Here is a 24,213-nt window from a genome sequence, read left to right as displayed (position 1 = left end):
ACGGTCGTCCGATGACCTTCCTCACCGGCTGGGCGCGCACCGCGCCCACCCCCGCGACGCTCGTCCGGCCTCGTACGGTCGAGGACCTCGCCGCCCTGGTGGCGGAGGCGCCGACGCGTGGGGTGATCGGACGCGGGCTCGGCCGGGCCTATGGCGACGCCGCGCAGAACGCGGGCGGCACGGTCGTGGACGTCACCGCGATGCCGGACCGCTGGTCGCTCGACCCCGGCACCGGCGTGGTCACCGCCTCGGCCGGGATGAGCCTGGACGCTCTAATGCGCGCCCTGGTGCCTCTCGGCTGGTTCGTCCCGGTCACCCCCGGGACCCGGTACGTCACGGTGGGCGGGGCCGTCGCGGCCGACGTGCACGGCAAGAACCACCACCTGGACTCCTCGCTCGGCGCCCACCTCCGTTCGCTGACCCTGGTCACCGCCGACGGGACCGTCCGGGTGCTCACCCCGGACGACGACCTGTTCTGGGCCACGGTCGGCGGCATGGGCCTGACCGGCCTCGTCGCCGAGGCGAGCTTCGCCTGCGTGCTGATCGAGACCTCCCGCGTCCGCGTCGACGTCGAACGCACCCGCGACCTGGACCACACGCTGGAGGTCATGGCCGCCACCGACGACCGGTACCGCTACACGGTCGCCTGGATCGACCTGCTCGCGCGCGGCCCCCGCATGGGCCGCAGTGTGCTGACCCGAGGAGACCACGCCCGCAGGGACGAGCTCCCCGCCGGGGCCGATCCGCTGGCCTTCGCCCCCGCCTCGCGGCTGGCGGCCCCGCCGTGGGCGCCCAACGGCCTGCTCAACCGGCTGACCGTGCGCGCCTTCAACGAGGCCTGGTACGCCAAGTCCCGCGAGCGCCGCGTCGTCCAGCACCTCGCCCCGTTCTTCCACCCGCTGGACTCCGTGGCCGGCTGGAACCGTGTCTACGGTTCGCGGGGGTTCGTCCAGTACCAGTTCGTCGTCCCGTCCGGTGAGGAGGCGACGCTGCGCCGCATCGTGTCGCGCCTGTCCGGCCGGGGAGTGGTGTCCTTCCTGACCGTGCTCAAGCGCTTCGGGGCGGGCTCGCCGGGGATGCTGTCCTTTCCGATGCCCGGCTGGACGCTCGCGCTCGACATCCCCGCAGGCCAGGACGGCCTGGCAGGCATGCTGCGGGAGTTCGACGGCTGGGTGGCCGCGGCGGGCGGTCGCCTGTACCTGGCCAAGGACTCCCGCATGCGCGCCGACCTGCTGCCCGCCATGTACCCGCGCCTCGACGAATGGCGCAAGATACGAGACAGCGTCGACCCCACCGGCGTCTTCCGCTCCGACCTGGCAAGGAGACTCTCGCTGTGAAGAACGCCCTCGGCTCGGTCGACTCGGTGCTGCTGCTCGGTGGCCGCAGTGAGATCGGCCTGGCCATCGTCGACCGCCTCGTCCGCGACGGCGCCCGCCGCGTTGTCCTCGCCGTACGAACGCCGGCGGCCGTGCCGGGTGCGGACGGCGGCGCCGAGAACGCGGTCGGCCCGCACGACCCGGCGCAGGAGGCGGCGGCGCGGCTGCGGGAACTGGGCGCCGAGGCGACCCTCATCGACTTCGACGCGACGCGGCCGGAGACGCACGGCCAGGTCATCGACTCGGCCGTAAAGCTGGCCGGCGACCTGGACGTGATCGTGGCGGCCTTCGGCGTGCTGGGCGACCAGACCGCCTACGAGGCCGATCCGGTGTCGGCGGCGGCGTCCGTCGCGGTCAACTTCGGCGGGCACGTGTCCGCCGGACTGTTCGCGGCCCGCCGCCTGCGCGAGCAGAGCCATGGCACGCTGGTGGTGTTGTCGTCGGTGGCCGGGGTGCGGGCGCGGCGGGCCAACTTCGTCTACGGCGCGGCCAAGGCGGGCCTGGACGGCTTCGCCCAGGGCCTCGGCGACGCCCTGCACGGCTCCGGCGCCCGCGTCATGGTGGTGCGCCCCGGTTTCGTCATCGGCCACATGACCATGGGCATGCCCCCCGCCCCCATGTCCACCACCCCGGACGCCGTCGCCGAAGACGTCGTCAAGGGCCTGCGCTCCGGCGCCGAAACCGTCTGGAGCCCCCCGAAGCTCCGCCCCGTCTTCACCCTGATGCGCATCCTCCCCCGCCCCCTCTGGCGCCGCCTCCCCCGCTGAACCCTTACAAGGTTCACCAGGAACCGCGACCGTCGGCCCAGCCCGGCGTGAGCAGCCCGTTCAGTATTGGTCCGTCCGCCACCACGGCTCCATCGGCCGCCGCCCATGGCGGTACGGGTTGGGTACCTTATGGGCTGATGTAGTGGTGGAGGAGAGCCGGCTCGCCGGCTGCGTTGGTCCAGTCGGCGCGGCTGCTCCCGACTCTGCGCCAGCCGGACCGTTCGTAGAACGCGATGGCCGCCTCGCCCTCCGAGGAGACCTCCAGCTTGAGCGGGTGTCGCGCTGCGGCGCGGACCGTGTCGAGGAGACGGCCGGCGAGGCCGCGCCCACGTGCTGCCGGGGTCACGAACAGGCGGGTGATCTCCGCGTCGTGAGTCAGACCCACGTGGCCGAGCACGACGCCTGCCTCGATCGCTATCCAGGCCCCTGTCAGGTCGACCGGCGTCAGCCAGCCCCAAGGATCGTCCGGCCACTCCACCGGATAGCGGTCGGCGGCCTGGACCTGCGCGAGCGCCTTGACACAGGCGTCCTCATCCTCCGGGGTCCTGGGGCGTATTCTCACGCGAGCAAGCCTAGGGCTGGGGGTTGCGTTGAGCGACGCGACAGTGCCGGGGTGCCCAGCGGGCGGCGGTCAGGGCGCCGACGGCCAGCACGCTTGATGCGATCGCCAGTGACAGCCGCAGCCCTGGCAGGAAGCCGCCGGAGACCAGCGTGCCGAACAGGGCCACGCCGACCGCGCCGCCGACCTGCCGCACCCCGTTCAGCGCGCCGGACGCCACCCCGGCGTGGGCCGGTTCGACGCTCTCCAGCAGCGCGCTGGTCATCGCCGGCACCGTGATGCCGCCGCCGATCCCGATGGGCAGCATGGCCAGCCAGATCACCCAGTCCGGCGCGGTGTGACCAGCCCACAGCAACCCGAGCAGGCCCACCGCGAACAACAGCTGCCCTGCCACCATCGGCACTTTCGGTCCGAGCCGTCCGGTGAGCCGCCCGCCGAGGAGGTTCGCCGCCGTCACGGTCGCGGTCATCGGCAGGAACATCAGACCGGTGACCAGCGCCGAGTAGCCCCGCTGGTTCTGCAGGAACAGGCTGAGCAGGAACACGATGCCGTAGTAGGCGAAGTTCATCGCGAACCCGACCACGCCGGCCGAGGAGGACGCCGGACGGGCGAACAGCCGCGTCGGCAGCATCGGCTCCGCCGTCCGGCGCTCCCACCACACGAACAGTGCTCCGCCGACCACCGCCGCCGCCAGCGCGGCCTGTACCGGGAGCGAGGACCAGCCCAGTGAGCCGCCTTCGATGAGCCCGAAGGTGAGCGCGCACAGCGTCAGTACGGCGGCCAGTTGACCGGGCAGATCCAACCGGCGACCCGTACCGGGCGAGGGAGCGGCAGCCCGCGTGGTCAGCAGCAGCCCGATCGCGCCGATCACCAGGTTCACCAGGAACAGCGACCGCCAGCCCAGCGCGGCGATGAGCAGGCCGCCCAGCACTGGTCCGGCCGCCACCGCGGCTCCACCGGCCGCCGCCCAGATGGCGATCGCCCTGGTCCGCTCGGCCTGACCGGGGTAGCCGTGCCGGATCATCGCCAGCGAGGCGGGCAGCTGCGCGGCGGCGCCGATGCCCTGGACGAACCGTGCGGCGATCAGCATGGCCGGTGAGACGGCCAGTCCGCAGGCCAGCGAGGCGAGTGCGAACAGGCCCAGTCCGCCGGCGAAGACCCGCCGTGCGCCCAGCCGGTCACCCAGCGACCCGCCGGTGAGAAGGAGTGCGGCGAACATCAGCGTGTAGCCGTCCACCACCCACTGCAGTTCGGTCAGCCCGGCGCCCAGTTCCCGGCTTAGGGTGGGCAGCGCGACGTTCACGATGGTGGCGTCGAGGCTGACCATCAGGAACCCGGTCGCGGCGGCGATCAGTGTCCACGGTCCGGTCGACCGTTCGGTGGCAACTTTCGTGGTCACCGGACCAGCCTGCCCCGGCGGTGATCTCACCGGCAACGGACGAGGGTACACCTGGCAGGGCCACCTTGATCGGCGAGAATGAGGGGGGGAGCGGGTGGAGTCGGTCAGGCGGAGTACGCGGGCATCCGAGCTGGGGGCGTTCCTGCGGTCGCGGCGGACGCTGCTTCGGCCCGGTGAGGTGGGTTTGCCGGCCGAGGGTGTCCGGCGCACGTCGGGGCTGCGCCGCGAGGAGATGGCTCGGCTGGCCGGGGTCAGCGAGGGCTACTATGTCCGGCTTGAGCAGGGCCGGGCGCCGCACCCGTCGCCGAGCGTGCTCGGCGCACTGGCCAGGGCGCTGCGGCTGTCCGACGCCGAACGCGAACACCTCTTCGCGCTGGCCGAGGAGGTTCGCCCGGAGTCCGGGCCGGAGGTGCTCGCCTCCGGCGCCCGCCGGATGCTGGAGTTGCTCGCCCCGCCGACCGCCGCCTACGTCATCGACCGGCGCAGCGACGTGCTGGTCTGGAACGACAGCGCCGCCGCCCTGTTCGGCCACCTCGTCGACGGGCCCCGCAGGCCGAACAACGTGCGGTATGTGTTCACCGACCCGTGCGCCAAGGAGCTCTTCGTCGACTGGGCGGACATCGCGTCGGACTCGGTGGCACACCTGCGCGCCGCCGCCGGGCACCGCCCGGACGACCCCGGCCTCACGGCACTGGTCGCCGAACTGCACGAGGCCAGCCAGGAGTTCCGCCGCCTGTGGCCCGCCCGGGAACTGCGCCCAAAGGTCAGCGGCCGCAAGGAACTGAACCACCCGACGGCCGGTCGCATCTCCCTCGACTACGAAGTCCTGCACGCCCCCCAAGCCCCAGGCCAACGACTCGTCGCCTACACCGCCCCACCCGGCACCCCTTCACACTCCGCGCTGTCCCGACTCTTGGGGTAGCCGGGCTCGGTCTGTGGAGATGAGGCCGAAATCCCGGTGTCGGCAAGCACGGCAGGAGCATCAGCGGGAGAACGAGTAGACCATGAACGATCTCGTGAAATTCGCGATTCCGGCCGGCTTCATATCGGCGCGAGTCGTCCTGACCGCCGAGGAGCTGGTGTACGGATACAGAAGGGGCTGGCTTTCACCGGCTGTGCTCGCTGAGCTCGCCAGAGACCTGTCGGCGGACCTGCCCGGCCTGCCGACCGAGGAGGAGATGCTGTATCTCCTGCCGAGCGAGGTCGAGGAGAAGGTGAGGACCACCGTCTCCGCGCGCGACGACGTGGACTGTGCCGATCCGGAGATCGGCAAGGTCTGGAGGTACCTGGCGCTCGCGCAGCTGCACGAGCGCCAGGACACGGTCTCCGGGTTCTGGGACGTTATCGCGATGATGTGGTCGGATTTCGGTTATCCGGAGGAGATGGAGCCGTTCATCTACCACATGCCCCCGCCTCCGGGTGATGAGTTCGGCGAGCCGGCCATGCTGCGGCGACTGGAGTCCTACCTGTCGGAGCGGGCGGATTGGTACAGGACCCGCGGCGATTCGTCGCCGCGCTGACTCGGTGCCGACCACGGACGAAGCCGGCTCTGTCACCAGGCGCCATGCGATCAGCTTTGGGTGAGGCGGCTGGTGAAGAGGGTGACGGGACGGTCGGTCTTCACTCCGTCGACCACGATGTCCACGGCCTCGTTGTAGAACGCGACGTGGTCCTTGATCGGCGCGGCCGCCGGGATCGGGTCCGGGTAGGCCCAGGCGACGTTCGGCGGTGCCGTACCGGCGCGGGTGATCGACCAGTACGACGCGATCCCCTTGTAGGGGCACCGCGTGTGCGCCTCGGTCGCGGTGAGCAGGTCGAAGCGGACGTCCTCCGGCGGGATGTAGTAGCGGGTCGGCAGCCCCGTCTCGAACAGCAGGACCGGATGGTCGGTCTCGGCCAGCACCTGGCCGTCGACCTCCACCCGGACGTGCCGCCGGCTGGGGAGCGCGTCGACCCGCTTGTACGGGTCACGGGGATGCACGAAGATCTCCTCGGCCTCCTCGTACCAGTGGTCGAACACCGGCTCGGTGTGGCCGAACCACTCGAAGGAGACATGATCGGCGAGGTCGGCGTGCGGGTAGGCGAACGCGGCGTTCGGCACGATTTCCTCGCCGATGACCAGGTCGTAGAACACGGTCGCGCCCGCGTGCGGACCGGCCGGCGGCGGGTCGGCGCTCGGCCGCAGCAGATCGGCCCGCACGTGCTCGGCCGGGAACGCGTAGCGCGGAACGGGGTGGCCGGGCTCCCAGACGAGCACCGGACGCGGGCTGTCGACGACGGTGACGCCGCCCTTCACCCCGCGGACCCAGCGCTCGCTCGGCTCCCAGTTGAGCGTGTCGGTGGCGGGCATCGGTCAGGCCTCCGCGAGGTCGGCGACGTACGGCCGGCCCTCGCGCCACGCCGCGACCTGCTCGGGCCGCCCGAACACCTGGAGGTACTCCTCCACGTTGTCCTTGATCTCGTCCCACAGCAGGCTGGGCTCGTAGTCGCTGCCCTCGGCCGGGTCGACGAACGGCTGCAGCGGCTCGATCACGGTGTCGAGGCTGGGGTGCCAGAACACGGCGGTGGAGCGCCGCGTCACGGTGCCCCCGGCGACGACCCGGTGCCGCCCCGGGCGGAGCCGCCCGTTGGTCCATCTGGTGAGCAGCGAACCCGAGAACACCTGGAGCGCGCCCGGCACGATGGGCACCGGGACCCACGACCCGTCGGGCGTCTGGCCCTGCAGTCCTTCGTAGTCGCCGCGCTGGTGCAGCACGGTGAGCGCGGACCCGTCGGCGTGCTCCAGCAGGAGCAGTTTGTCCTCGTCCGCGGTCGCGGCGTCGTCGGCGTAGGTCCAGGTCGGGTAGTTGTTCACGACGAAACTCGTGTAGTACGGCCTGCCCTCGATAGGGAACACCGAGGCGGGCACGCCAATGACCTTGGCGTACAGGGCGAGGGTCTTTTCGGCCACGCCGACCGAGGCGTCGTGATACCGCTTGGCCAGCTCCTCCAGCCCCGGGTCGTCCTGAGGCCAGACGTTGGCGTGGGCGTACAGCCCGGCGTGCTCGGCGGGCAGACCCGCCGCCACGGCCTCCTCCGGGGTGCCGAACCGGCTGATGGAGAACCGCTCCAGCTCCAGCCGCCCGAAGTCGTCCGGCCACTGCCGCCAGCCCCGGTACGGATGCCCGGTCGGGCTGGCCAGCGCCTTCTTCTCCTCGCGCGGCAGGTCGAGGATGCGGCCGATCCGGTCGTGGAACTCGTCGATCAGCTCGGCGGGTACGCCGTGGTTGACGACCTGGAGGATGCCGATCTGCTCGGCGCTGTCGCGGACGGAGGCGATCAGCTCGGCGGGTGCGTCGTCGCTGAGCGCGAGTTCGAGGTCGATGACGGGGATTCGCGTGACGGTCATGGTCAACTCCCTTGTGGGGTGTCGGAGTGGAACTCGCGGATCAGGTCCGCGAGGCGGGCCGGCTGGTCGTGTTCGACGATCCCGGCGGATTCGGCCACCGTGACGACCTGCGCCCCGGGGGCGCGGCGAGACAGCTCGTCCAGGGACGGCGTGGTGAGCCGGCCGCCCGAGCCGGGCCGGACGACCAGCACGGGAACGCCGCCTGCGGCGACGGCGCCGATCTGGTCCCACAGGGTCTCGTCGTCGAGTCCGCCGTTCCGCTCGGGGGGCAGGTTGCCCAGGTGGTGGCGCCAGCCCCAGGTCCCGTCGTCCTCCTCGGCCGCCTCGTGCCGCACGTCGTCGGCCAGGAGCTCCGGTGGCGCGGACGGGTGGGTCTGGCGCAGCCAGGTCAGTGCCTCATCCCGGGAGGCGAACCTGGTAGGGCCCGCGGCCGGGACGTCGGCGGCCGTGCCCGGCAGCGTGTCGATCAGGATCAGGCCGCGGGCCAGCCCGGGGTTGCGGACGGTGAGCGCGATCGCGGTGAGCGCGCCCAGGCCCCGTCCCACCACCACCCTGGTCTTCGGGGCGAAGGACCGGACGGCCTCCGCGATGGCGGGCGCGAGTTTGCGCGGCTGGTAGACCCCGTCCCTGCGCCAGTTCGACCGCCCATGTCCTGGCAGGTCAAGGGCAAGGGCGGGAAGGTCCAGCGCGAGCGCCGGCCGATCCCACGCGCGCGCACTGCGCCGCGCGTCATGCAGGAGGACGATTTCGGCCGGCCCGGCACCCCAGCTCAGACCGCTGACATGGCCACCGGTGATGACGCTGACCCAGCGGCGCTGCACCGTCGGCGGGACGTCCCGCTTCAGGCCCAGACCTTCCAGCGTGCCGGCCACATCGGCGAACTCGTTGTCGGCCACGACTTGGTTCGATGACATGAGACTTCCTTCGACCTTCGACCTTCGACATCGCGTGCGGTGATTCCCGGGCGGCCCGCCTCCAAGGCGAGCCTGATCACGCAGGTGACCCCTCCTTTCCGGCCACGGACACCGGCAGGGCGGCCCGCGGCAGTCCGGTGACGTCCAGATGACAGAGCACGGAGTGGCCGCCGTCACCGGAGGTGAGCGTGCGGACCGGAGGTCCGGTGGTGTCGCAGAGTCCGTCGATGCGCGACGGGCACCGGTGCGCGAACCGGCACCCGGCCGGGATCGCTCCGGCCGTCCCCTTCACGACCACGCGCGGTCCCTCGCCGTCCGGCGCCAGACCTTCCGGCGCGGTCTTCCCGCGAGGCGTTTCGGCGAACGTCGCCGAGGACGCGGCGATCAGGGACGCCGTGTACGGGTGGTGCGGGCCGGCCAGGACCTTCTCGGCGGGGCCCTGCTCCACGATCCGGCCCCGGTACATCACCGCGATCCGGTCGGCCAGGTAGCCGACGACCGCCAGGTCGTGGGAGATGAACAGGTACGCCGTGCCCGTCAGCCGCTGCTGCTCGGCGAGCAGTCGCAGCACCCCGGCCTGGACGCTCACGTCCAGCGCGGACACCGGCTCGTCGCACACCACCAGATCGGGGTCCCCGGCGAAGGCCCGCGCGATGGCGACGCGCTGTTTCTGGCCGCCCGACAGCCGGTCGGTGCGCGCGTCCAGCAGCCGGGGGTCGAGGCCGGCGCGCTCCGCGAGCCGGTTCACGGTGAGCGGGCCGCGCAGGCTGCGCAGTGCCCTGGCCAGCACGGTCCGGGCGGTGTGGCGGGGGTTGAGGGAGGCGTCCGGGTTCTGGAACACCATCTGGATCCGGCGCCGTACCTGCGGCTCGCGCCGTCCGGTCCCGGCGGCCAGCCGCCGTCCGTCGAGTGTGATGGTGCCCGGTCCCGGCGGGCCGAGCCCGGCCACGGCCCGCGCGAGCGTCGTCTTGCCGCTGCCGGACTCACCCACCAGCCCAAGTACCTCGCCGCGCGCGATGGTCAGATCGACCTCGTCGACGACGGTGAGCCGGCCGTATCGGCGGACCAGCCCGCGCACCTCCAGCAAGGTCGCCGGATCCTCCTGCGGGCCGGGTGCCGCGGCACCGGCGCCGGCCCCCCGGACCGTGCCCGGCGCCGTGCCCCGCCCGTCGGCACTTCGCACCGTGCCCGCCGCAGTGCCCCGCCCACCGGCGAGATCGGTTCCGCCGGCGACTCCGGCGGGATCGGTTCCGCCGGTGGTGTTCCCGTCGTGGCGGTGATCCAGCGGGTGGAGCGAGGCTGGGCTCGGCAGGTCCGCGAGCCGGGCCGCGTGATGACAACGGACGGTGCGGTGAGCGCGTGGGCCGAGGCCGGGCACCGGGCCGAGCGCGGGCAGGAATGCCCGGCACCGGTCGTCGGCGTGGGCACAGCGGGCGGCGAACGCGCATCCCCGGCCCGCCTCGCCGGGAGCGGGAGGACGTCCCGGGATCGCGGCCAGCGGTGCGGTCCGGCGGGTCATCCCGAGGCGCGGGGCACTGGCGAGGAGCGCGGCCGTGTACGGGTGACGGGGCGCGGCCAGCACCTCCTCGGCCGGGCCCTGCTCGACGAACCGCCCGGCGTACAGCACGCCGACCCGGTCGCACAGCCGCCCGACCAGCGCCAGATCGTGGCTGATCAGCACGACGGCGGCGCCGAGCTCCGCGCGCAGTGCCCAGATCAGCGTCAGCACCTCGTGCTGCACGGTGGCGTCGAGTCCCGTGGTCGGCTCGTCCAGCACGAGCAGCCGCGGCCGGGCCGCGAGCGCGGCGGCGATCACGACGCGCTGCTGCTGGCCGCCGGAGAGCTGGTGCGGATAGCGCCGGGCGATCGCGGCCGGATCGGGGAGCCGTACCCGGTCGAGCAACTCGGGCACCTCGGCCCGCGCCGCGCGCCGTGACCGGCCCTGCAGCCGCAGCACCTCGGCGAGCTGCGCTCCGACCCGCATCGTCGGATCGAGCGCGCCGCCGGCGTCCTGGTGCACCACCGCCAGCGACGCCGCGTGCCACCGCCGCAGCTCGGCGGGCGGAAGAGCGAGCACATCGGTGCCGTCCACGTGCACGCGCCCGCCGGTGATCTCGCCACCCCGGGGCGGATGCCCGCTCAGCGCCCCGCCGAGCGTCGTCTTACCGCACCCCGACTCTCCCACGAGCCCGTACGTCTCGCCGGCGGCGACCTCGAACGACGCCTCCGACACCGCTTCGACCGGCCCGCGCGCCGTCTGGTACGTCACGGTGAGCCCCTCGACCCTCAGCCCCGGCCGGTTCACGGGGCCTCCCAGCGGTTGCGCAGCGCGTCCGCGACGAGCGCGGTGCCCACCACGAGCGAGGCGATGGCCAGGGCGGGGGCGAGCACCGTCCAGGGGGCGATCTGCAGCCAGGCGCGGTTGTCCGACACCGACGCGCCCCACTCGGGGGAGCCGGGCGGCTGGCCGAGGCCGAGGAAGGACAGCGTCGCCGCCGCGAAGATGGCATCGCCGAACCGCGAGGTCGCCTCGACGAGCACGGTCGTGGCCACGTTGGGGAAGATCTCGCGCAGCATGAGCGGTAGCGACCGCTCGCCGCGCAGGCGCGCCGCCTCGACGTAGGCCTTCTCCCGCTCGACCAGCGTCGCCGCGCGCACGCTGCGCGCGACGATCGTGGTGAACGACGCCCCGATGACCAGTACCACGACGGTCACCGAACGGCCGGCGAGCGCCACGAAGAGCACGGCCGCGATGATCGTCGGGAAGACCGCGATCGCGTCGAGTACGCGCATCACGATCTCGTCGACGAGCCCGCCGAGCGTTCCGGCGATCAGTCCGACGACGGTGCCGGCGATCACGCCGAGCGCCGTCGCCGGCGGCGCGACCTGCAACACCGGCCGTGCCCCGGCGAGCATCCGCGAGAGGGTGTCCCGCCCGAACTGGTCGGTCCCCAGCGGATGCCCGGGCCCGGGCGCCGCGAACCGGTGCAGCGGATCCTGCAGCCCTGGGTCGTACGGAGCCAGATGCGGCCAGAACGCCGCGACCACCGCCCAGCCGACGATCACCGCCCCGCCGACGGCCAGCGCGACCCGCGACCTCCTCGGCCGGCCGCGCCGCACCGGCCGCGCCGCCCGGCCGATCACCAGACCGGTCACGACGCCGCCACCCCCAGCCGTACCCGTGGGTCGAGCAGGCGGTAGACCAGGTCGGCGGCGAGGAAGACGACCATGTAGATGACGCCGAGGACCATCGCCGTGGTCTGCAGGGTCGGCAGGTCCTTGTCCACCGCCGACTGCAGCAGTAGGGCGCCGATCCCGGGGTAGTTGAACAGCAACTCGACGGCGACCAGGCCACCGAGCAGGAACTGGAGCTGGACGCCGAGGGCGCTGGTCGCGGGGACCGTCGCGTTGCGGAGCACGTGCCGCCGCACCACCTGGGCGCGGGTGAGGCCGCGCAGTTCCGCGGCTCGGGCGTACGGGCTCTCGACGGCCGCGATCGTGCCGGCGCGGACGTGCCGGGAGACGTACCCGGTGCAGAGCAGGACGAGGGAGAGCGCGGGCAGCAGCAGGTGGCCGAGCGCCTCCACCGGCGTGGCGTCCGGCGGGATCTGGGCCGAGGCGGGGAACCAGCGCAGCTTCACGGCGAACACCACCAGCAGGACCACCCCGGTGACGAACTCCGGGATCGCCCCGAACGCCAGGCCGACGACGCTGATGACCCGGTCCGCCGGGCGGTCGTGCTCGATCCCGGCGACCAGCCCGAGCGTCACCGCGACCGGCACCAGCAGCACGAAGGCGAGCAGCGCCAGCAGCAGCGAGGCGCCGAGCCGGTCGACGACCAGGTCGCGTACGGGAACCCGGAGCGTGAAGGAGTCCCCCCAGTCGCCGGTGAGCAGGCCGCGCAGCCAGTCGCCGTACCGGGTAAGGGCCGGCCGGTCGAGCCCGAGCTGGGCGCGCAGCTCGCGGACCGCCGTGCCGCTCGCCTCCCTGCCGAGGATGGTCCGGGCCACGTCGCCGGGGATCACCTCGGTGGCGGTGAAGACCAGCACGGACACCGTGAGCAGCGTGAGCGGGATCGCCGCGATCCGCCGCAGCAGGAAACGTCTCATCTCCGCCACACCGCCCTAGAGCCGGGAAACCGACGAGAAGTCGACGTAGCTGGAGGGATGAGCCTCGATGCCGGCGAACTTCTTGCCGTTGTACGCGCGGACCGCACCCGACCAGACGCTGATGATCACGGGCACGTCCTCGTTCAGCGTGGTGGCGATGATCACGGCCTGGGCCTTGCGGCCGGCGTCGTCGGCCGCCGAGTCGTAGGCGTCGGCCGCCTTGTCCAGCGCGGGGTTGGCGTACTTGGCGCCGTTCCACACCGCGCCGCTCTTCACCATCGGGATGATGAACTGGCCGGGCACCGCCCGCCCGGCCCAGCCCACCAGGTTCGCGTCGGTGAACAGCCAGGGCGTGTCCTTCTCCTGGTCGCCGCCGTAGAAGTCGGCCGAGGTGCGCTGGTCCAGGGTGACCTCGATGCCCACGGTCTTGAGCTGGCTCTGGATCGCCAGCGCGTAGTCCTTGCTCGGCGGGTCGTAGGTGAGGGGGAACGACAGCTTGCCCACGCCGGCCGCCGCCAGCAGCGAGGCGACCTTCGCCGGGTCCTTGGCCCGCTGCGGCAGGTCGGTCGGCGCGGCCGGGAACAGCGCGGCGAACAGGTGGTCGTTGCCGAGCGCGCCGATGCCGCTGTTGGTGACGGCGTTGACGCCGGGACGGTCGAGGGCGTACGCGATCGCCTGGCGGACCTCCTTCATGTCGAACGGCGCCCGGTCGACGCGGAGCGTGAACGCGGTGAATCCGGTGCTCTTCACCTGGTCGACGACGATGTCCCCGGTGCCCTTCAGCGGCTCGGTCAGGGAGGCCCGGCTGAGGATCTGGGCGTCCACGTCGCCGCCCTGCAGCGCGAGCAGGTCCGCCTGGTCGTCGGCGTAGAACTTGATCTCCACCCCGTCCAGGTACGGCTTGCCCGGCTCCCAGTACTTGGGGTTGCGGGTGAAGGTGGCGCCCTTGGACGGGTCGTACGACGCGAGCAGGAACGGGCCGGTACCGATCGGCTTCTTGGCGAAGTCGCCCGCGTAGTCCTTCTTGAGGATCAGGGCGTTGTAGTTGCCGGCCGACACCAGGTACGGGAAGTCCGAGAACGCCCGCTCCAGCTTGAAGACCACCGTGTGCGGGTCCCGCACGCTCACCCCGCCCTCGGCCAGGACGGTGTCGAACGCCGACAGCGCGGCGGACTTGCTCTTGGGGTCGAGCAGCCGGTCGAAGGACGCCTTGACCGTGTCGGCGTCCAGCGGCGTGCCGTCGGAGAAGACCACACCCTGGCGCAGCGTGAACGCCCAGGTCCGGCCCTCGTCCGGGGTGTCCCATTTGACGGCCAGCCGCGGGACCAGGTGGTAGTCCTTGTCCAGCCAGATCAGGTAGTCGGCGACGAGCTGGACGATCGCGATGGCGGTCCCGTCGTACATGGAGACCGGGTCGACCGCGGTCGGCGGCGGGGGCGAGCCCGCACGCAAGGTCCCGCCGCTCTTCGGGGTCGCGGGGGCCGAAGCCGCTCCGGACTCTCCGGTGTTCACGCCGGCGCTCGTACGGGTGTCGCCCGAGCAGGCGGCCACCAGCGCGGCCAGCCCCGCGACTCCCGCACCGGCCAGGAGGTCGCGCCGGGAAAGGCCGGACGGGTAGTGTTTCGGCATATCCACACTATTTATGTAGGAATAGTATGTTGTCAACCTCCCGGGAGAGCGAATCGGCCGTCAGGAATCCCCCCGCCGAGCCACCGAAACCCATCAGGAAGGTCCGCAACACCGCGATCGCCGCTGCTCGGGATCGACTCGGCGCCGCCTTCCGTAACTCCGGTGAGGACACGCGTGACCGGATCGGTGTGGTCGCTGGATGATGACGCGGTGCGTCGCGCCGGAAAGGTCGTGAATGATGAGGTACGAGGTGGATGTCGTCGTCGTGGGCGGCGGGGGCATGGGGTCGGCGGCCGCGTGGCGGCTGGCCGGTCGCGGAGCCGACGTGGTGATGCTGGAGCGGTTCGAGGCGGGGCATGTACGCGGAGCCTCGCATGGCGCGTCCCGGATCTTCCGCGTCTCCTACGTGGAGCCCGTCTACATCAGGCTCGCCCACGAGGCCGGGAGGTTGTGGCGGGAGCTCGAGGTCGCCTCAGGCGTCCCTCTGCTCACCGTCACCGGTGGTGTCGACCATGGGCGGACGCCGCACCTCGGCCTGCTGGCCGAGGCGGTCGAGGCGGCGGGCGCGCCAGGTGAGTGGCTCGCCCCCGAGGAGGCCGCCGAGCGCTGGCCCGGCCTGCGTTATGACGGCAAGGTGCTGTTCCATCCGGCGAGCGGGCGACTGCACGCCGACGACGCGCTGTCGGCGCTGCAGGCGCAGGCGGCCCGGCTGGGCGCCGTCGTCCGGCACGAGACGCCGGTCACCTCGATCGCGGTACGCGGCGACGACGCCGTCGAGGTGACGGCCGGGGAGGACGTCTACCGCGCGAAGAGGGTCGTCGTCGCGGCCGGGGCATGGGCGGAGAAGCTGCTCGGCGGCCTCGTGCCACTGCCGCCGCTGCGCGTCACGCAGGAGCAGCCCGCGTACTTCGCCCCGATGCGCGAGATGGCATGGCCCAGCTTCGTGCACCATCTCGACGCGGATTCGCTGGAGGCCACCGGATTCCTGAGCGGCGTCTACGGCCTCGGAACGCCCGGCGAGGGCGTCAAAGCCGGGTTTCACGGCACGGGCCCGGTGGTCGACCCCGACGATCGCGACTTCCGGCCGGAGCCCGCCCAGCTGCGCATCCTGCGTGAGTACGCCCGCGCATGGCTGCCCGGTGTCGACGCGGACGCCTTCACTTCGATCAGTTGTACCTACACCTCGACGCCGACCGCCGACTTCGTCCTGGACCGGGTCGGTCCCGTCGTCGTGGCGGCCGGGTTCTCCGGGCACGGCTTCAAGTTCGTCCCGGCGGTCGGACGGATCCTCGCCGACCTCGCCCTCACCGGTCACCCCCCCGACACCCGCTTCGCGCTGAAACGCCGACCCACCGGCGCCTGACCTCCGAACCACACGCCGACCGGCGGTGGACCCGACTTCTCGGTGGACGGACTCGGCCGTGGTGACTTCGGCTCAGCCCTGGTCCCGCACCTGCCGACGGAACTCCAGGGCCGTCCGGCCGGCGTGCCTGTGGAAGAACGTGGTGAAGTTCGCCGCCGAGGGGAAGCCGAGGACCATAGAACGCGCAGACCTCCACTCACCACTATCCGTCGCCAGGTGCGAACTCGGTCCGCCCCCATGTGATTCTGTTCAGACTATCGGCGATAAGGGAGGCGTCCGGCTTCCTTTGCGAGCTACCGTTATGGATGCACTTCTGGGTAGGGTCCCCCACCTCCGTGCATGGGGCGCTCCGGCTCAGGGCGGGTCTTCTCCGGGGTTTCGCCCTGTGGCCTCCGGCCAACTGCGGGCCGGGCCGGCGCGGCACATCGGCTCACGCCGGTCGCCGTTGCTCGCTGGGACCGGCAACCGAAGCCGTCAGCACGCTGCGGGGTCTCTGTCTTGCTGACCTGGTGGCGACGAGCACCGAACGATGGCTAGGTTGCACCAGAGGGTCGCGTTCAGACGCTGGTGGATCGTGCCCCATTCTTCGGCCAGTGCGCTGATGATCTGCAGCCTTCGTCCGCCCTCGGCTTCCGGTTCATCCCGTACGTTTGATAAACGCCTACGCGGCATTCTGCGCCTTCAACGCCAACCGGATCGATGTGATCGACCCCGATAGACTCGGCTCGCAGCGTTGTGTGACCCCCGGGTCGTGGCCGACGCGGCGGACTCCTCCAATACTCCGAGCGGTAGATCGAGAAGAATGAGCTCTTTCCAACCTGGCTGCCCTGGTCCTCATGGCTTCACACGGAGAGTGGTGGCGGCGGTTGAGAGGAAGCTCCCGATGACAGCAGTCAACCAAGATCCCATGCCGCAACGGGGAGCCACGCTGACGGGTGCCTCTCTACGGCCGCTGGCACAGGCTGATGGCTTGCAACCCCTCGTTGCGTAGGAACCCCAACTGCACTCCCCCACTCGTCAGCACCCCCACAACGTCCGGCGGTGGATTAGGGTCAAACTCCCAGCCGACATCCGCATCATCGAGAGCCGCGCACACATCTTCAAGGGGTCTGTTCCAGCGGAGAACCCACGGATCGAGACTGAAGGCCCCGCTACCAGCCGGAATCTCGAAAGTATCCGTATAGATCAGCCAGACCTGATCAGTCGACTGGTCGAAGTGGAACTCGATGTCACCGAACACCCAAATATCTTGGAAGTGCGGCCGTCTCTTCGACATGACCGCATAATCGTCAGGCTCGCCGAACACGTCCCTGATGAACTTGCGCGATGCCCCCAACTCAACAGGACCGAAGCGACCCGACCGGAGCATCGTCAGCAACGAGACGTTCATCATCACAGGTCTCCAGGCAGCATCGATTACAGAGCTCTTCCAAACCTGGTGGCCCTGGTCACCATGGCTTCACGGAGAGCGTAGCGGGATGAGAGAAGGCTCCCGATAAGACAGCAGCGACCAAGATCCGATGCCTAACCGGGAGCCTCGTTGCTGTCTTACCGTGCCTCGATTCCACTGTCCAACCACACCCTGATGCGCCTGGCCGAACTCATCCGCGTTGCGCTGGCGGACGACGTGCACGCCGCCGTCGAGCGCGCATCCCGACTGGCCCACACCATCCTCGACGGCACCCTTATCCCCATCGACCGCCTCGCCGATGAACGGCCGCACTACAGCGGGAAACACAAGCACCACGGGATGAACATGCAACTGCTGGCCGATCCCGCGGGCCGGCTGGTGTGGGCCTCACCTGCGCTGCCAGGCTCCATTCACGACATCACCGCCGCTCGGACGGTCGGCCTGATCGACGCCTTGACCAGCGCAGGCGTGAAGACCTTCGCGGACAAGGGCTATCGAGGTGCGCGCGGCACGATCCGGACGCCGTTCAAGCGGCACCGCCAGCGGCCTTGGTTGTCGCGTGGGCAGCAGGACGTCAACGGGGCCCACGCCCGTATCCGAGCCATCGGTGAGCGTGCTGTCGCGACCTTGAAGTCCTGGAAGGTCCTGACCAAGCTGCGCTGTTGCCCGCATCGAGCGACCGTGCTCGTGCAGGCAATCTTCGTCCTGCAGCTAATCGGAGGGCCGTTGCCCAAGATGAGAAGAGCTCACTGCCTTCTTTTGATGATGTACGTGGCGATGGCGAAAACGACTCCGATCGCGAAAATCTCCTCGCTGTGTGGAAATATCTGCTTCCTGGTGCGCTGAGCGACCGAAGGTGGGGTAGCGGTTGCTGAACTGCGAGCGATCTGTGGTAGAGGGGTGGAGTGTATGAGCGCGACAATGCTGGGGATGGATGCGAGAAAGGTTGATAATGCCAGTATATTGGATAATGGCGGCTCTATGTTTATCACGTAACCAGCGGCGATGGCCGCGGCGCCTGCATAGGAGATTGCGCTTAAGATCTCGAAGGTCGGCGCGGGATTGAGCCGAGGCGGTATCGGGTCGGCTCCAAGGCGTTGACTTCTGCGACGTCTTATCGACAGTTCAATCGTGATCGCCGCGATTATGGCCGTAGGATATGCGACCACCACTGATAGCGGCCATGGATGGAGCGCGTTCCTTGCGTTCAGGTATGCGAGTCCGGTGGCGCCATTGAACACGGCGACGACCAGCGCGGTCGTCCAGACCGTTCCCCTGGAGACCTTGCCCAAGAGCGCGTGATCTTGAGCCGCTCTTGCGTCCTCACCGTCGGTCTTGCGCGTACGTCCGGGCTTTGCGACCGTCTGCGCTCCGAATAACCATGCACCTCCACCGGCAACAGCGACCGCGCCGACTCCCAGGAGAGCGCAGGAGATGAGGAATATGTCCCACGTCCGAGGGATGTCTTTCCCTCCTGAGGTGACCCCGAAGAGGAAGGAGTCCATGGCCAGGATGACGAATGCCGCCCAGAGAAGAGCGAGCGTTCTGATCTTCCGCACGCTGAAGCGCTCTGGCCCGAGCATCATGGTCATGCCTACGAAGGCGAACCCGGCCAGAATGCCCACAAGTTGGGAGTGGGATTCAGCGATCTTGGCCGCATCGAATGGCGCGTTAAGTAGACGACTGTCCGTTTCACAGATGGTCATCATGTAATCAGTATGGATCGCGTTGGGCTGAGATGCGCGAAACGTGCGGCGCTGAAACGTCATTCAGATATGGGATCTTCAGTGGAAACGGTGCATATACCACAAAAGCCGCGCGGGCCGTGCAGCGGTTGGCGCCGGTAATCTGTGCTTCTCGGTATCGGCCGGGCGTTCCAACCGGCGGACGAAGCGTGCATCGATCAAGTGGACCGGGCGGCGGCTGGATCGATCGGGCTGGAAGCGGGGCTCTGGTTGACTTCGCCGGGATCGGGCGCGATCATGATGCGGTCAATTGACCGACAGGTCGGCGCCGTGGTGGTCGGTGGGTGCGCTGGCCGAGCCCGTCTTGTCATGGGCCCGGCCGCATCCTCCGCGTACAGCACGGGTGGTTCTGCGTCGTCGGGTCCATGATCGGACCCGACTCGACCAGGAGAACCCATGTCCGACCACACCCGTGACGCCCGGCAGCCCGAGGCCGGCTATAAGCCTGATCCGGCCGCCGAGACTCAGATGCTCATCGACGCGTTCTTCGTGGCGCTGGCCGATGCCGTCCCCGGCCAAGAGGATCTGATCGCGCGGCTGCGTGCGAAGCACGAGCATCTGCTCACCGCCCAGCGGCACCGCATCCTCGACGAGGCGTCCGCTTACAACCTCGCGCTCAGCCTGGCCGTGCTGGGCGGTTACCAGGAACTCGCACCGCAGTACGGTGACGACGAGCTGCATGCGCTGCTGCGCACGGCGTTCGTCGAGCCGATGCGGGGCACCGTTCAGCAGGCGACCGCCGCCGCGCTGGACACCGCCGCCGACCCGTTCGCCGCGATGGTGGAGATCAGCAGGCTGCGGGAGCGGTACGCCTTCGGCGCCGGATTCACCTTCACCCATCCACGGGACGATGACGGTCACTACGTCGCCCAGGTGGAACGCTGCTACTACCACGACATCCTGTCCGCCAACGGCGCCGCGCATCTCACGCCGGTGTTCTGCGCCTTCGACGCCAACTGGATCGACGTCATCGACCCGGAACGGCACGGCTTCGCGTTCGACAGACCCACCACCATCGGCACCGGCGACCAGAACTGCCCGTTCCGGTTCCGCCGCACCAACACCCCGGCTGAGGACTGACGCCCGGCCGCTCGCTCTTCCTCGATCTCCGCCCGAGGGGGAGCGAGCGGCCCTCGTCAGCGCCCCGCGCCCAGTGGAGGGAGGCTGACGCCCGCACCTGCCCGCACCGCACCGGCTGACAGCGGGCACGCGTCAGCGCCCTGTGGGATCTCTGGCTTGACGGCCTGGTGGCGAGGGACGTCGGACGATGGCTATGTCGCACCAGAGGGTCACGTTCGGACCGTGGTGGGTCGTGCCCCATTCCTTGGCCAGTGCGTTGATGATCTGCAGCCCTCGTCCGCCCTCGGCATCCGGTTCGTCCCGTACGTGGGGTGTGCTGGTCGAGGACCCCTCGTCGGTGACCTCGATGCGAATCGCCGTGTCCGACGACCGGATGGTCAACGTGACCGTGCCGCCGGCCTCTTCTGAATGCGAGTGCCTGAGCGAGTTCGTCACCAACTCGCTCACGGCGAGGACCGCGTCGTCCACCGCTGGATGGTCCTCCCCGAGCAGATCCTGAGTGAACTGCCGTGCCCGCCGCACCGAGGTCCTCGTCCCCACCAGATTGACCGTCGCCGCCCGACCGTCCGCCATCACGTCGCTCCCTCCTCTGTGTGATCGAATGATTACTTACAGCAGAAGATGCGGCATGGAAACTGCAAGAATTGCAGCTCCAACTTCTCCGTTGATCTCGTCCTTCCGGTCGAGGCCGGTGCGCGAGACTGACGCCAAGTCGGAAGGAGTGATGGAGTAGTGGCTCAAGGGCCGAGCGTCCGGCGACGCAGATTGGCGGGTGAGCTGCGAGCCCTCCGGGAACGCGCTGGCCTGACCGGCGATCGGGTAGCCGAGGTCGTCGGTTGGTCGGCGTCGAAGTTGAGCCGCATGGAGACCGCCCGCGTCGGTGTGCGGGCGAAAGATCTACTGCTGCTGTTCGATCTGTACCAGGTGCCCGAAAGCAGGCGAGAGGCGTTGCTGACCCTGGCGCGTACCGATCGCCGCCGGGGTTGGTGGGACATGTACGACTCGATCCCCACTGAGTACGCCAACTACATCAGCCTTGAGGTGGCGGCAAGCGAGATCAAGCGCTATGACTTGCTTCTAATTCATGGTCTGTTGCAGTCCGAGGCGTATGCCCGCTCTGTCATCCGTTCGGGATTGATGTCTCTGGCGCCGGCCCAGGAGGTCGATCGTCGGGTGGAGATTCGGCTGACCCGCCAGGAGACGCTGCGTCGGCCGGATCCGCTGAAGTTGTGGGTGGTGATGGACGAAGCCGCTCTGAGACGGGTCGTCGGCGGGCCTGAGGTCATGCGCGACCAGTGCAAGCATCTCGTGGAACAGGGCGAGCGGCCCAATGTGACGATTCAGGTGCTACCCAACCGTGTCGGTGCGCATCCGGGTGCGGTAGGCGCCTTCTCGATCATGGAGTTTCCTGGCAAGCATGATCCTGCTGTCGTCTACGTAGAGACCATGGCAAGCAGCCTGTACATCGAGGATGATACGGATGTGCACCGATATGGCTTGGTATTTGACCAACTGCGCGCCATGGCGCTCGGTCCGGAGGAATCCCTGGAAATGATCGGGCACATCGCCGAGCAGCTCTAGCCGACAAGACAAGGGGACTTGCGTGTCGCGAACAGCGGAACCGATCATCACTCGAGACTGGCGAAAGAGCAGCTTCAGCGAGGGCGCGAATGGGTGCGTCGAACTCGCCCTCGTGCGGGTACCGGAAGAGGCTGCGCTGTGGAACGAAGAGGGTGGCGAACTTTGCCTCGTGCGCGACTCGAAGAACACGGCGGGGCCGGTGATCGCCTTCAGACCTAGTGTCTGGAGGGCATTCGTCGGCGGCATCAAAAATGGCTGGGCCGATCGGGCGGGGTAGGTCCGCGACGATCCTCGGCGCTTGTCCCTTCCATGGGCGCTCGTCCAAACACCGCTCGAAAGGCGCCTATGCTTCGCCGCACAGGTGAGAGGCTCGCGTTGCCCGAGATGGCGGCCCTTCTGTGCTACCTGGCAGCGGTGGGGGTGCTCACCTGGGTGACCATGGAAGGTCTGCTGGGGGACTCCGCCTACGGATTTGTGCTGATGTTGCTGATGGCCTTCCCCGTGTCGATCGCCACGCTGCTCGTCGAGATTGCCCTGACCCCCATCGTGGAGGCGCAGTCGTACGAGGTCAGGCAGGTCGTCTACTACCTGGAGCTGGCATTACCAGGTGTGATGCTGGCCGTCATTCTGCTCATGCTGCTCAAGAGCGTGCGTAGTCGGGCCGTGGGCCGTGGTCTCGCCTGGTTCGCCGCTGCATGCGTTCTGGTGTCCGGGGTGTTGATCGTTCTCGACGACTGGGAACCGCGCCGTCTGTACGGCTGGCCGCTGCTGGTCTGCGGCCTCGGTATGGCGGCCGGTCTCATCGCGGGGCGTCGAGTTGCCTTGCCCCGAGGTACGGAGAAAGAGTGACCATTCGCGATCGCCGTCGCCGTCCGCAATCTGCCACTTTGCAGGTCCGGAGGAGTGAATGGGTGCCGCAGGACGGTTCACGCTGCTTGAGAGGGTCTGATTCGGCTACTGTGGGTGGCGCATTTCCCGCTCGGGGTCATGAAGTGAAGCCGGGTTAACCTCCGCAGGTGGTGGCCCGGCTTTCGCGTCTCAGGTGGTATGCCGGTTCTCCGTCCACGTGCGGCCGAGTTGCGGCGTGCGAGGTGTCCGTCGCGTACGAGCCGTTTGGCCACGGGTCTGACATCGACGTCTGCGGGGCACAGGTCGACGTCGTCGTTCTCCGAGTCGCGCAACGGGTGGGGCCGCCGGACGCGTCAGTTCCATGAGCCGATTTCGTCACAGGCGGGGCAACCCGGTTCGGCGGTCGATGCGTCACCACGGAGGACAGGCCGGATGGAGTGGCCCCCGGGGTGACGTGGTCGGGGGCCGGTGGGCGGGAGGGCGCGGGTGGCCGATCGGGCGTTGTATGAGGATTTCGTGGTGGCGAGGTCCGATCGGCTGTTACGCACGGCCTACCTGCTGACCCGCGACTGGGGGGTGGCGGAGGACCTGCTGCAGGAGTCCCTGGCCAAGGCGTGGTTCGCCTGGCCGGGCGTGGAGGAGTCCGAGGCGTACGTGCGCAGGGTGCTGGTCACCACCTACACCTCGTGGTGGCGCAGGCGGTGGCGGCGGGAGGTGCCCCGCGACGACTTTCCCGACATGCCCGCCCCGGAGGGGGCCGGCGATCTCGCCGAGCGCGAGGCGCTCTGGCGGGCCGTGGGACGGCTGCCCGCCCGGCAGCGTGCCGTGGTGGTGCTGCGCTTCTACGAGGACCTGCCGGTGGCCGAGGTGGCGCGGCTGATGGACTGCGAAACCGGCACCGTCAAGAGCCAGACGGCCAAGGCGCTGGCCAAGCTGCGCGTGGACGACTCGGTCGTGAAGGAGTTGTACCGATGACCGTACAAGATCTGCGGGACGTCCTGCGCTCCCATGGTGAAGGCCCGGCCCCCGCCAACCCCGTCCGGAACGAGCAGGTCCAGGCACGCATCCGCAGGATACGGCGGCGCAGACGCGCGGTTGCCGCGGGCGCGGCGTTGAGCGCGGTCGCGGTGCTGAGCCTGGTCTTCCTGCCGGGGCGTGCCCAGCCGGGTCCCGACGCGGTGGCGGTCGCCCCGTCGCCAGGCCGGACGTCTACGCAGGGGGCTGGTCCCGCGCAGCGACCGGATCCGCTGCCTGAGGCGTTCACCGCCGCCGACGGCGCCGAGTACCGGCGCCTGGCCGTGGCGGCCGTCGCGGCCGGCGGCTCCAGGAAGGCCACCGTGACGGTGCCGGTCACGGGCGGGCCGCTGGACGTCGCGGCGGCCTGCTCCGGGGGCGTCCGATCAAGTATGGGGGTGCGGATCCGTATCGGCGGCAAGCCGGTGTCCGCGGCCCCCTGGGACCTCCTGCCGTGCGGGAAGGGCAGGCTTTTGGCGCCGCTGACCGTGCCCGGGGGCGCCGGCGAGCGGATCAGGGTCTCCTTCGAGCTGGTCGACCGGCTGGGGGGCTGCGTTGTGGCGAAGGGCTCCTGTGTGCCGCCGGAGAACGGGAAGGTCGCCTTCTCGCTGGCCGTGTACGAGTGGGCGCCGCCCGAGCGCCCGATCGAGCCGCCGGCGCCGCGGGCCCTGCCCGCGCTGCGGGGCTACCGGCTGGCCGACTCCCGGACGGGCACCTGGCCGCGGGACAGGTCACTGGCGTTCGACGTGTTCGGCGATGGAAAGCCGCTCGGCATCGACCAGATCTGCACCGGGGACGTGGCCCCACGACTGTGGTTCACGATCCAGGTGAACGGCCGCCTCGCCTCGCGGGGCACGTGCGCCGTGTGGACGAGCGGGCCGTTCCCGATGGCGCTGGCCGAGCTGGAGGTACCGAAGGGAAGGAAGGCGACCCTCACCGTGAAGCTCAGTATGTCGCCCGAGGCGCCGAACCGCCCGGTCCGGTGGTCGGTCGGCCTCTGGCGCCGCCGGTAGATCGTCAAGAGTCACG

At 69.9% G+C, this 24,213-nt stretch carries 23 protein-coding genes and 1 pseudogene; 12 read left to right on the top strand and 12 right to left on the bottom strand.

The annotated features are described in order from the left end of the window. The first annotated feature begins 11 nt into the window (after positions 1-11). Together ABZT47_RS06300 and ABZT47_RS06295 are read left to right on the top strand one after the other, a co-directional pair. A complete protein-coding gene (locus tag ABZT47_RS06300; protein WP_354836826.1) occupies positions 12-1,337 on the top strand; it encodes an FAD-binding oxidoreductase in 1,326 nt (441 codons plus the stop codon). Continuing rightward, on the top strand, positions 1,334-2,143 hold the full coding sequence (locus tag ABZT47_RS06295; protein WP_354836824.1) for an SDR family NAD(P)-dependent oxidoreductase: 810 nt from the start codon (positions 1,334-1,336) through the stop codon (positions 2,141-2,143). The genes ABZT47_RS06300 and ABZT47_RS06295 overlap by 4 nt, the downstream gene beginning before the upstream one ends. Before the next feature lie 127 nt (positions 2,144-2,270). Here ABZT47_RS06295 and ABZT47_RS06290 read toward each other — a convergent pair whose 3' ends face one another. Further along, positions 2,271-2,705 carry a GNAT family N-acetyltransferase gene (locus ABZT47_RS06290; protein WP_354836822.1) on the bottom strand — a complete coding sequence of 145 codons (435 nt, stop codon included), beginning with the start codon at positions 2,703-2,705 and terminating at the stop codon, positions 2,271-2,273. Between the two features lie 10 nt (positions 2,706-2,715). Further along, a complete protein-coding gene (locus tag ABZT47_RS06285; protein ID WP_354836820.1) occupies positions 2,716-4,101 on the bottom strand; it encodes an MFS transporter in 1,386 nt (461 codons plus the stop codon). Positions 4,102-4,195: 94 nt separating this feature from the next. On the opposite strand from ABZT47_RS06285, the gene ABZT47_RS06280 reads away from it, so the two are divergent. Continuing rightward, complete coding sequence (locus ABZT47_RS06280; RefSeq protein WP_354836818.1) at positions 4,196-5,023, top strand: helix-turn-helix transcriptional regulator; 828 nt, start codon at positions 4,196-4,198, stop codon at positions 5,021-5,023. Between the two features lie 82 nt (positions 5,024-5,105). Beyond that, positions 5,106-5,621 (top strand): DUF2247 family protein, encoded by a 516-nt coding sequence (locus ABZT47_RS06275; RefSeq protein WP_354836816.1) that lies wholly within the window; start codon positions 5,106-5,108, stop codon positions 5,619-5,621. A gap of 50 nt (positions 5,622-5,671) precedes the next feature. Here ABZT47_RS06275 and ABZT47_RS06270 read toward each other — a convergent pair whose 3' ends face one another. The 7 genes from ABZT47_RS06270 to ABZT47_RS06240 all read right to left on the bottom strand — a co-directional run bounded on the left by ABZT47_RS06270 (position 5,672) and on the right by ABZT47_RS06240 (position 14,141). Continuing rightward, entirely contained in the window at positions 5,672-6,451 is a 780-nt protein-coding gene (locus ABZT47_RS06270; protein ID WP_354836814.1) for a DUF427 domain-containing protein, read from the bottom strand. Between the two features lie 3 nt (positions 6,452-6,454). Next, positions 6,455-7,489 (bottom strand): 2-oxoglutarate and iron-dependent oxygenase domain-containing protein, encoded by a 1,035-nt coding sequence (locus ABZT47_RS06265; RefSeq protein WP_354836812.1) that lies wholly within the window; start codon positions 7,487-7,489, stop codon positions 6,455-6,457. A 2-nt stretch (positions 7,490-7,491) separates the two neighbouring features. Continuing rightward, positions 7,492-8,403 carry an alpha/beta hydrolase gene (locus ABZT47_RS06260; RefSeq protein WP_354836810.1) on the bottom strand — a complete coding sequence of 304 codons (912 nt, stop codon included), beginning with the start codon at positions 8,401-8,403 and terminating at the stop codon, positions 7,492-7,494. Positions 8,404-8,479: 76 nt separating this feature from the next. Then, entirely contained in the window at positions 8,480-10,672 is a 2,193-nt protein-coding gene (locus tag ABZT47_RS06255) for an ABC transporter ATP-binding protein (RefSeq protein WP_354836808.1), read from the bottom strand. A gap of 32 nt (positions 10,673-10,704) precedes the next feature. After that, positions 10,705-11,559: an ABC transporter permease gene (locus ABZT47_RS06250; RefSeq protein WP_354836806.1), complete on the bottom strand. Its 855-nt coding sequence runs from the start codon at positions 11,557-11,559 to the stop codon at positions 10,705-10,707. Continuing rightward, positions 11,556-12,512, bottom strand: coding sequence for an ABC transporter permease (locus tag ABZT47_RS06245; RefSeq protein WP_354836804.1), 957 nt, complete (start codon positions 12,510-12,512; stop codon positions 11,556-11,558). Before ABZT47_RS06245 ends, ABZT47_RS06250 begins: the two co-directional genes overlap by 4 nt. A gap of 15 nt (positions 12,513-12,527) precedes the next feature. Further along, positions 12,528-14,141, bottom strand: a complete 1,614-nt coding sequence (locus ABZT47_RS06240; RefSeq protein WP_354836802.1) for an ABC transporter substrate-binding protein — start codon at positions 14,139-14,141, stop codon at positions 12,528-12,530. A 238-nt stretch (positions 14,142-14,379) separates the two neighbouring features. Here ABZT47_RS06240 and ABZT47_RS06235 point away from each other — a divergent pair, with 238 nt between their 5' ends. Next, positions 14,380-15,504 (top strand): FAD-dependent oxidoreductase, encoded by a 1,125-nt coding sequence (locus ABZT47_RS06235; protein WP_354836800.1) that lies wholly within the window; start codon positions 14,380-14,382, stop codon positions 15,502-15,504. Positions 15,505-16,447: 943 nt separating this feature from the next. Here ABZT47_RS06235 and ABZT47_RS06230 read toward each other — a convergent pair. Continuing rightward, entirely contained in the window at positions 16,448-16,897 is a 450-nt protein-coding gene (locus ABZT47_RS06230) for a hypothetical protein (protein ID WP_354836798.1), read from the bottom strand. A 147-nt stretch (positions 16,898-17,044) separates the two neighbouring features. Here ABZT47_RS06230 and ABZT47_RS06225 point away from each other — a divergent pair. Then, positions 17,045-17,623 (top strand): annotated as a pseudogene (locus ABZT47_RS06225) (transposase family protein); the annotation flags it as partial. Between the two features lie 38 nt (positions 17,624-17,661). Here the strand turns inward: ABZT47_RS06225 and ABZT47_RS06220 are convergent. Then, positions 17,662-18,624, bottom strand: a complete 963-nt coding sequence (locus tag ABZT47_RS06220) for a hypothetical protein (protein WP_354836796.1) — start codon at positions 18,622-18,624, stop codon at positions 17,662-17,664. A 432-nt stretch (positions 18,625-19,056) separates the two neighbouring features. Here ABZT47_RS06220 and ABZT47_RS06215 point away from each other — a divergent pair, with 432 nt between their 5' ends. Continuing rightward, positions 19,057-19,740, top strand: coding sequence for an L-2-amino-thiazoline-4-carboxylic acid hydrolase (locus ABZT47_RS06215; RefSeq protein ID WP_354836794.1), 684 nt, complete (start codon positions 19,057-19,059; stop codon positions 19,738-19,740). Positions 19,741-19,872: 132 nt separating this feature from the next. Here ABZT47_RS06215 and ABZT47_RS06210 read toward each other — a convergent pair whose 3' ends face one another. Then, entirely contained in the window at positions 19,873-20,313 is a 441-nt protein-coding gene (locus ABZT47_RS06210; protein ID WP_354836792.1) for an ATP-binding protein, read from the bottom strand. Positions 20,314-20,472: 159 nt separating this feature from the next. Between ABZT47_RS06210 and ABZT47_RS06205 the strand changes: the two genes are divergently transcribed. From ABZT47_RS06205 to ABZT47_RS06185, 5 genes are all read left to right on the top strand, one after another. Further along, positions 20,473-21,321: a helix-turn-helix transcriptional regulator gene (locus ABZT47_RS06205; protein ID WP_354836790.1), complete on the top strand. Its 849-nt coding sequence runs from the start codon at positions 20,473-20,475 to the stop codon at positions 21,319-21,321. Between the two features lie 22 nt (positions 21,322-21,343). Further along, positions 21,344-21,598 carry a DUF397 domain-containing protein gene (locus tag ABZT47_RS06200; RefSeq protein ID WP_354836788.1) on the top strand — a complete coding sequence of 85 codons (255 nt, stop codon included), beginning with the start codon at positions 21,344-21,346 and terminating at the stop codon, positions 21,596-21,598. A gap of 107 nt (positions 21,599-21,705) precedes the next feature. Beyond that, a complete protein-coding gene (locus ABZT47_RS06195; protein WP_354836786.1) occupies positions 21,706-22,170 on the top strand; it encodes a hypothetical protein in 465 nt (154 codons plus the stop codon). 468 nt (positions 22,171-22,638) lie between these two features. After that, positions 22,639-23,145: a SigE family RNA polymerase sigma factor gene (locus tag ABZT47_RS06190; RefSeq protein WP_354836784.1), complete on the top strand. Its 507-nt coding sequence runs from the start codon at positions 22,639-22,641 to the stop codon at positions 23,143-23,145. Further along, positions 23,142-24,197 carry a hypothetical protein gene (locus ABZT47_RS06185; protein ID WP_354836782.1) on the top strand — a complete coding sequence of 352 codons (1,056 nt, stop codon included), beginning with the start codon at positions 23,142-23,144 and terminating at the stop codon, positions 24,195-24,197. The genes ABZT47_RS06190 and ABZT47_RS06185 overlap by 4 nt, the downstream gene beginning before the upstream one ends. The last annotated feature ends 16 nt before the right edge of the window (positions 24,198-24,213 follow it).

This window comes from Sphaerisporangium sp. NPDC005289 (assembly GCF_040607455.1).
GTDB lineage: Bacteria > Actinomycetota > Actinomycetes > Streptosporangiales > Streptosporangiaceae > Sphaerisporangium > Sphaerisporangium rhizosphaerae.
Note: the sequence above shows the minus strand (reverse complement) of the source record. Positions and strands in the feature narration are given on the sequence as shown.

Excerpts from the sequence above, each read along its gene's own strand:
- ABZT47_RS06300 (WP_354836826.1), top strand. The coding sequence starts at position 12 with ATGACCTTCCTCACCGGCTGGGCGCGCACCGCGCCCACCCCCGCGACG.
- ABZT47_RS06275 (WP_354836816.1), top strand. The coding sequence starts at position 5,106 with ATGAACGATCTCGTGAAATTCGCGATTCCGGCCGGCTTCATATCGGCG.
- ABZT47_RS06270 (WP_354836814.1), bottom strand. The coding sequence starts at position 6,451 with ATGCCCGCCACCGACACGCTCAACTGGGAGCCGAGCGAGCGCTGGGTC.
- ABZT47_RS06265 (WP_354836812.1), bottom strand. The coding sequence starts at position 7,489 with ATGACCGTCACGCGAATCCCCGTCATCGACCTCGAACTCGCGCTCAGC.
- ABZT47_RS06260 (WP_354836810.1), bottom strand. The coding sequence starts at position 8,403 with ATGTCATCGAACCAAGTCGTGGCCGACAACGAGTTCGCCGATGTGGCC.
- ABZT47_RS06245 (WP_354836804.1), bottom strand. The coding sequence starts at position 12,512 with ATGAGACGTTTCCTGCTGCGGCGGATCGCGGCGATCCCGCTCACGCTG.
- ABZT47_RS06240 (WP_354836802.1), bottom strand. The coding sequence starts at position 14,141 with ATGCCGAAACACTACCCGTCCGGCCTTTCCCGGCGCGACCTCCTGGCC.
- ABZT47_RS06235 (WP_354836800.1), top strand. The coding sequence starts at position 14,380 with ATGAGGTACGAGGTGGATGTCGTCGTCGTGGGCGGCGGGGGCATGGGG.
- ABZT47_RS06230 (WP_354836798.1), bottom strand. The coding sequence starts at position 16,897 with ATGATGAACGTCTCGTTGCTGACGATGCTCCGGTCGGGTCGCTTCGGT.
- ABZT47_RS06220 (WP_354836796.1), bottom strand. The coding sequence starts at position 18,624 with ATGATGACCATCTGTGAAACGGACAGTCGTCTACTTAACGCGCCATTC.
- ABZT47_RS06215 (WP_354836794.1), top strand. The coding sequence starts at position 19,057 with ATGTCCGACCACACCCGTGACGCCCGGCAGCCCGAGGCCGGCTATAAG.
- ABZT47_RS06210 (WP_354836792.1), bottom strand. The coding sequence starts at position 20,313 with ATGGCGGACGGTCGGGCGGCGACGGTCAATCTGGTGGGGACGAGGACC.
- ABZT47_RS06195 (WP_354836786.1), top strand. The coding sequence starts at position 21,706 with ATGGCGGCCCTTCTGTGCTACCTGGCAGCGGTGGGGGTGCTCACCTGG.
- ABZT47_RS06185 (WP_354836782.1), top strand. The coding sequence starts at position 23,142 with ATGACCGTACAAGATCTGCGGGACGTCCTGCGCTCCCATGGTGAAGGC.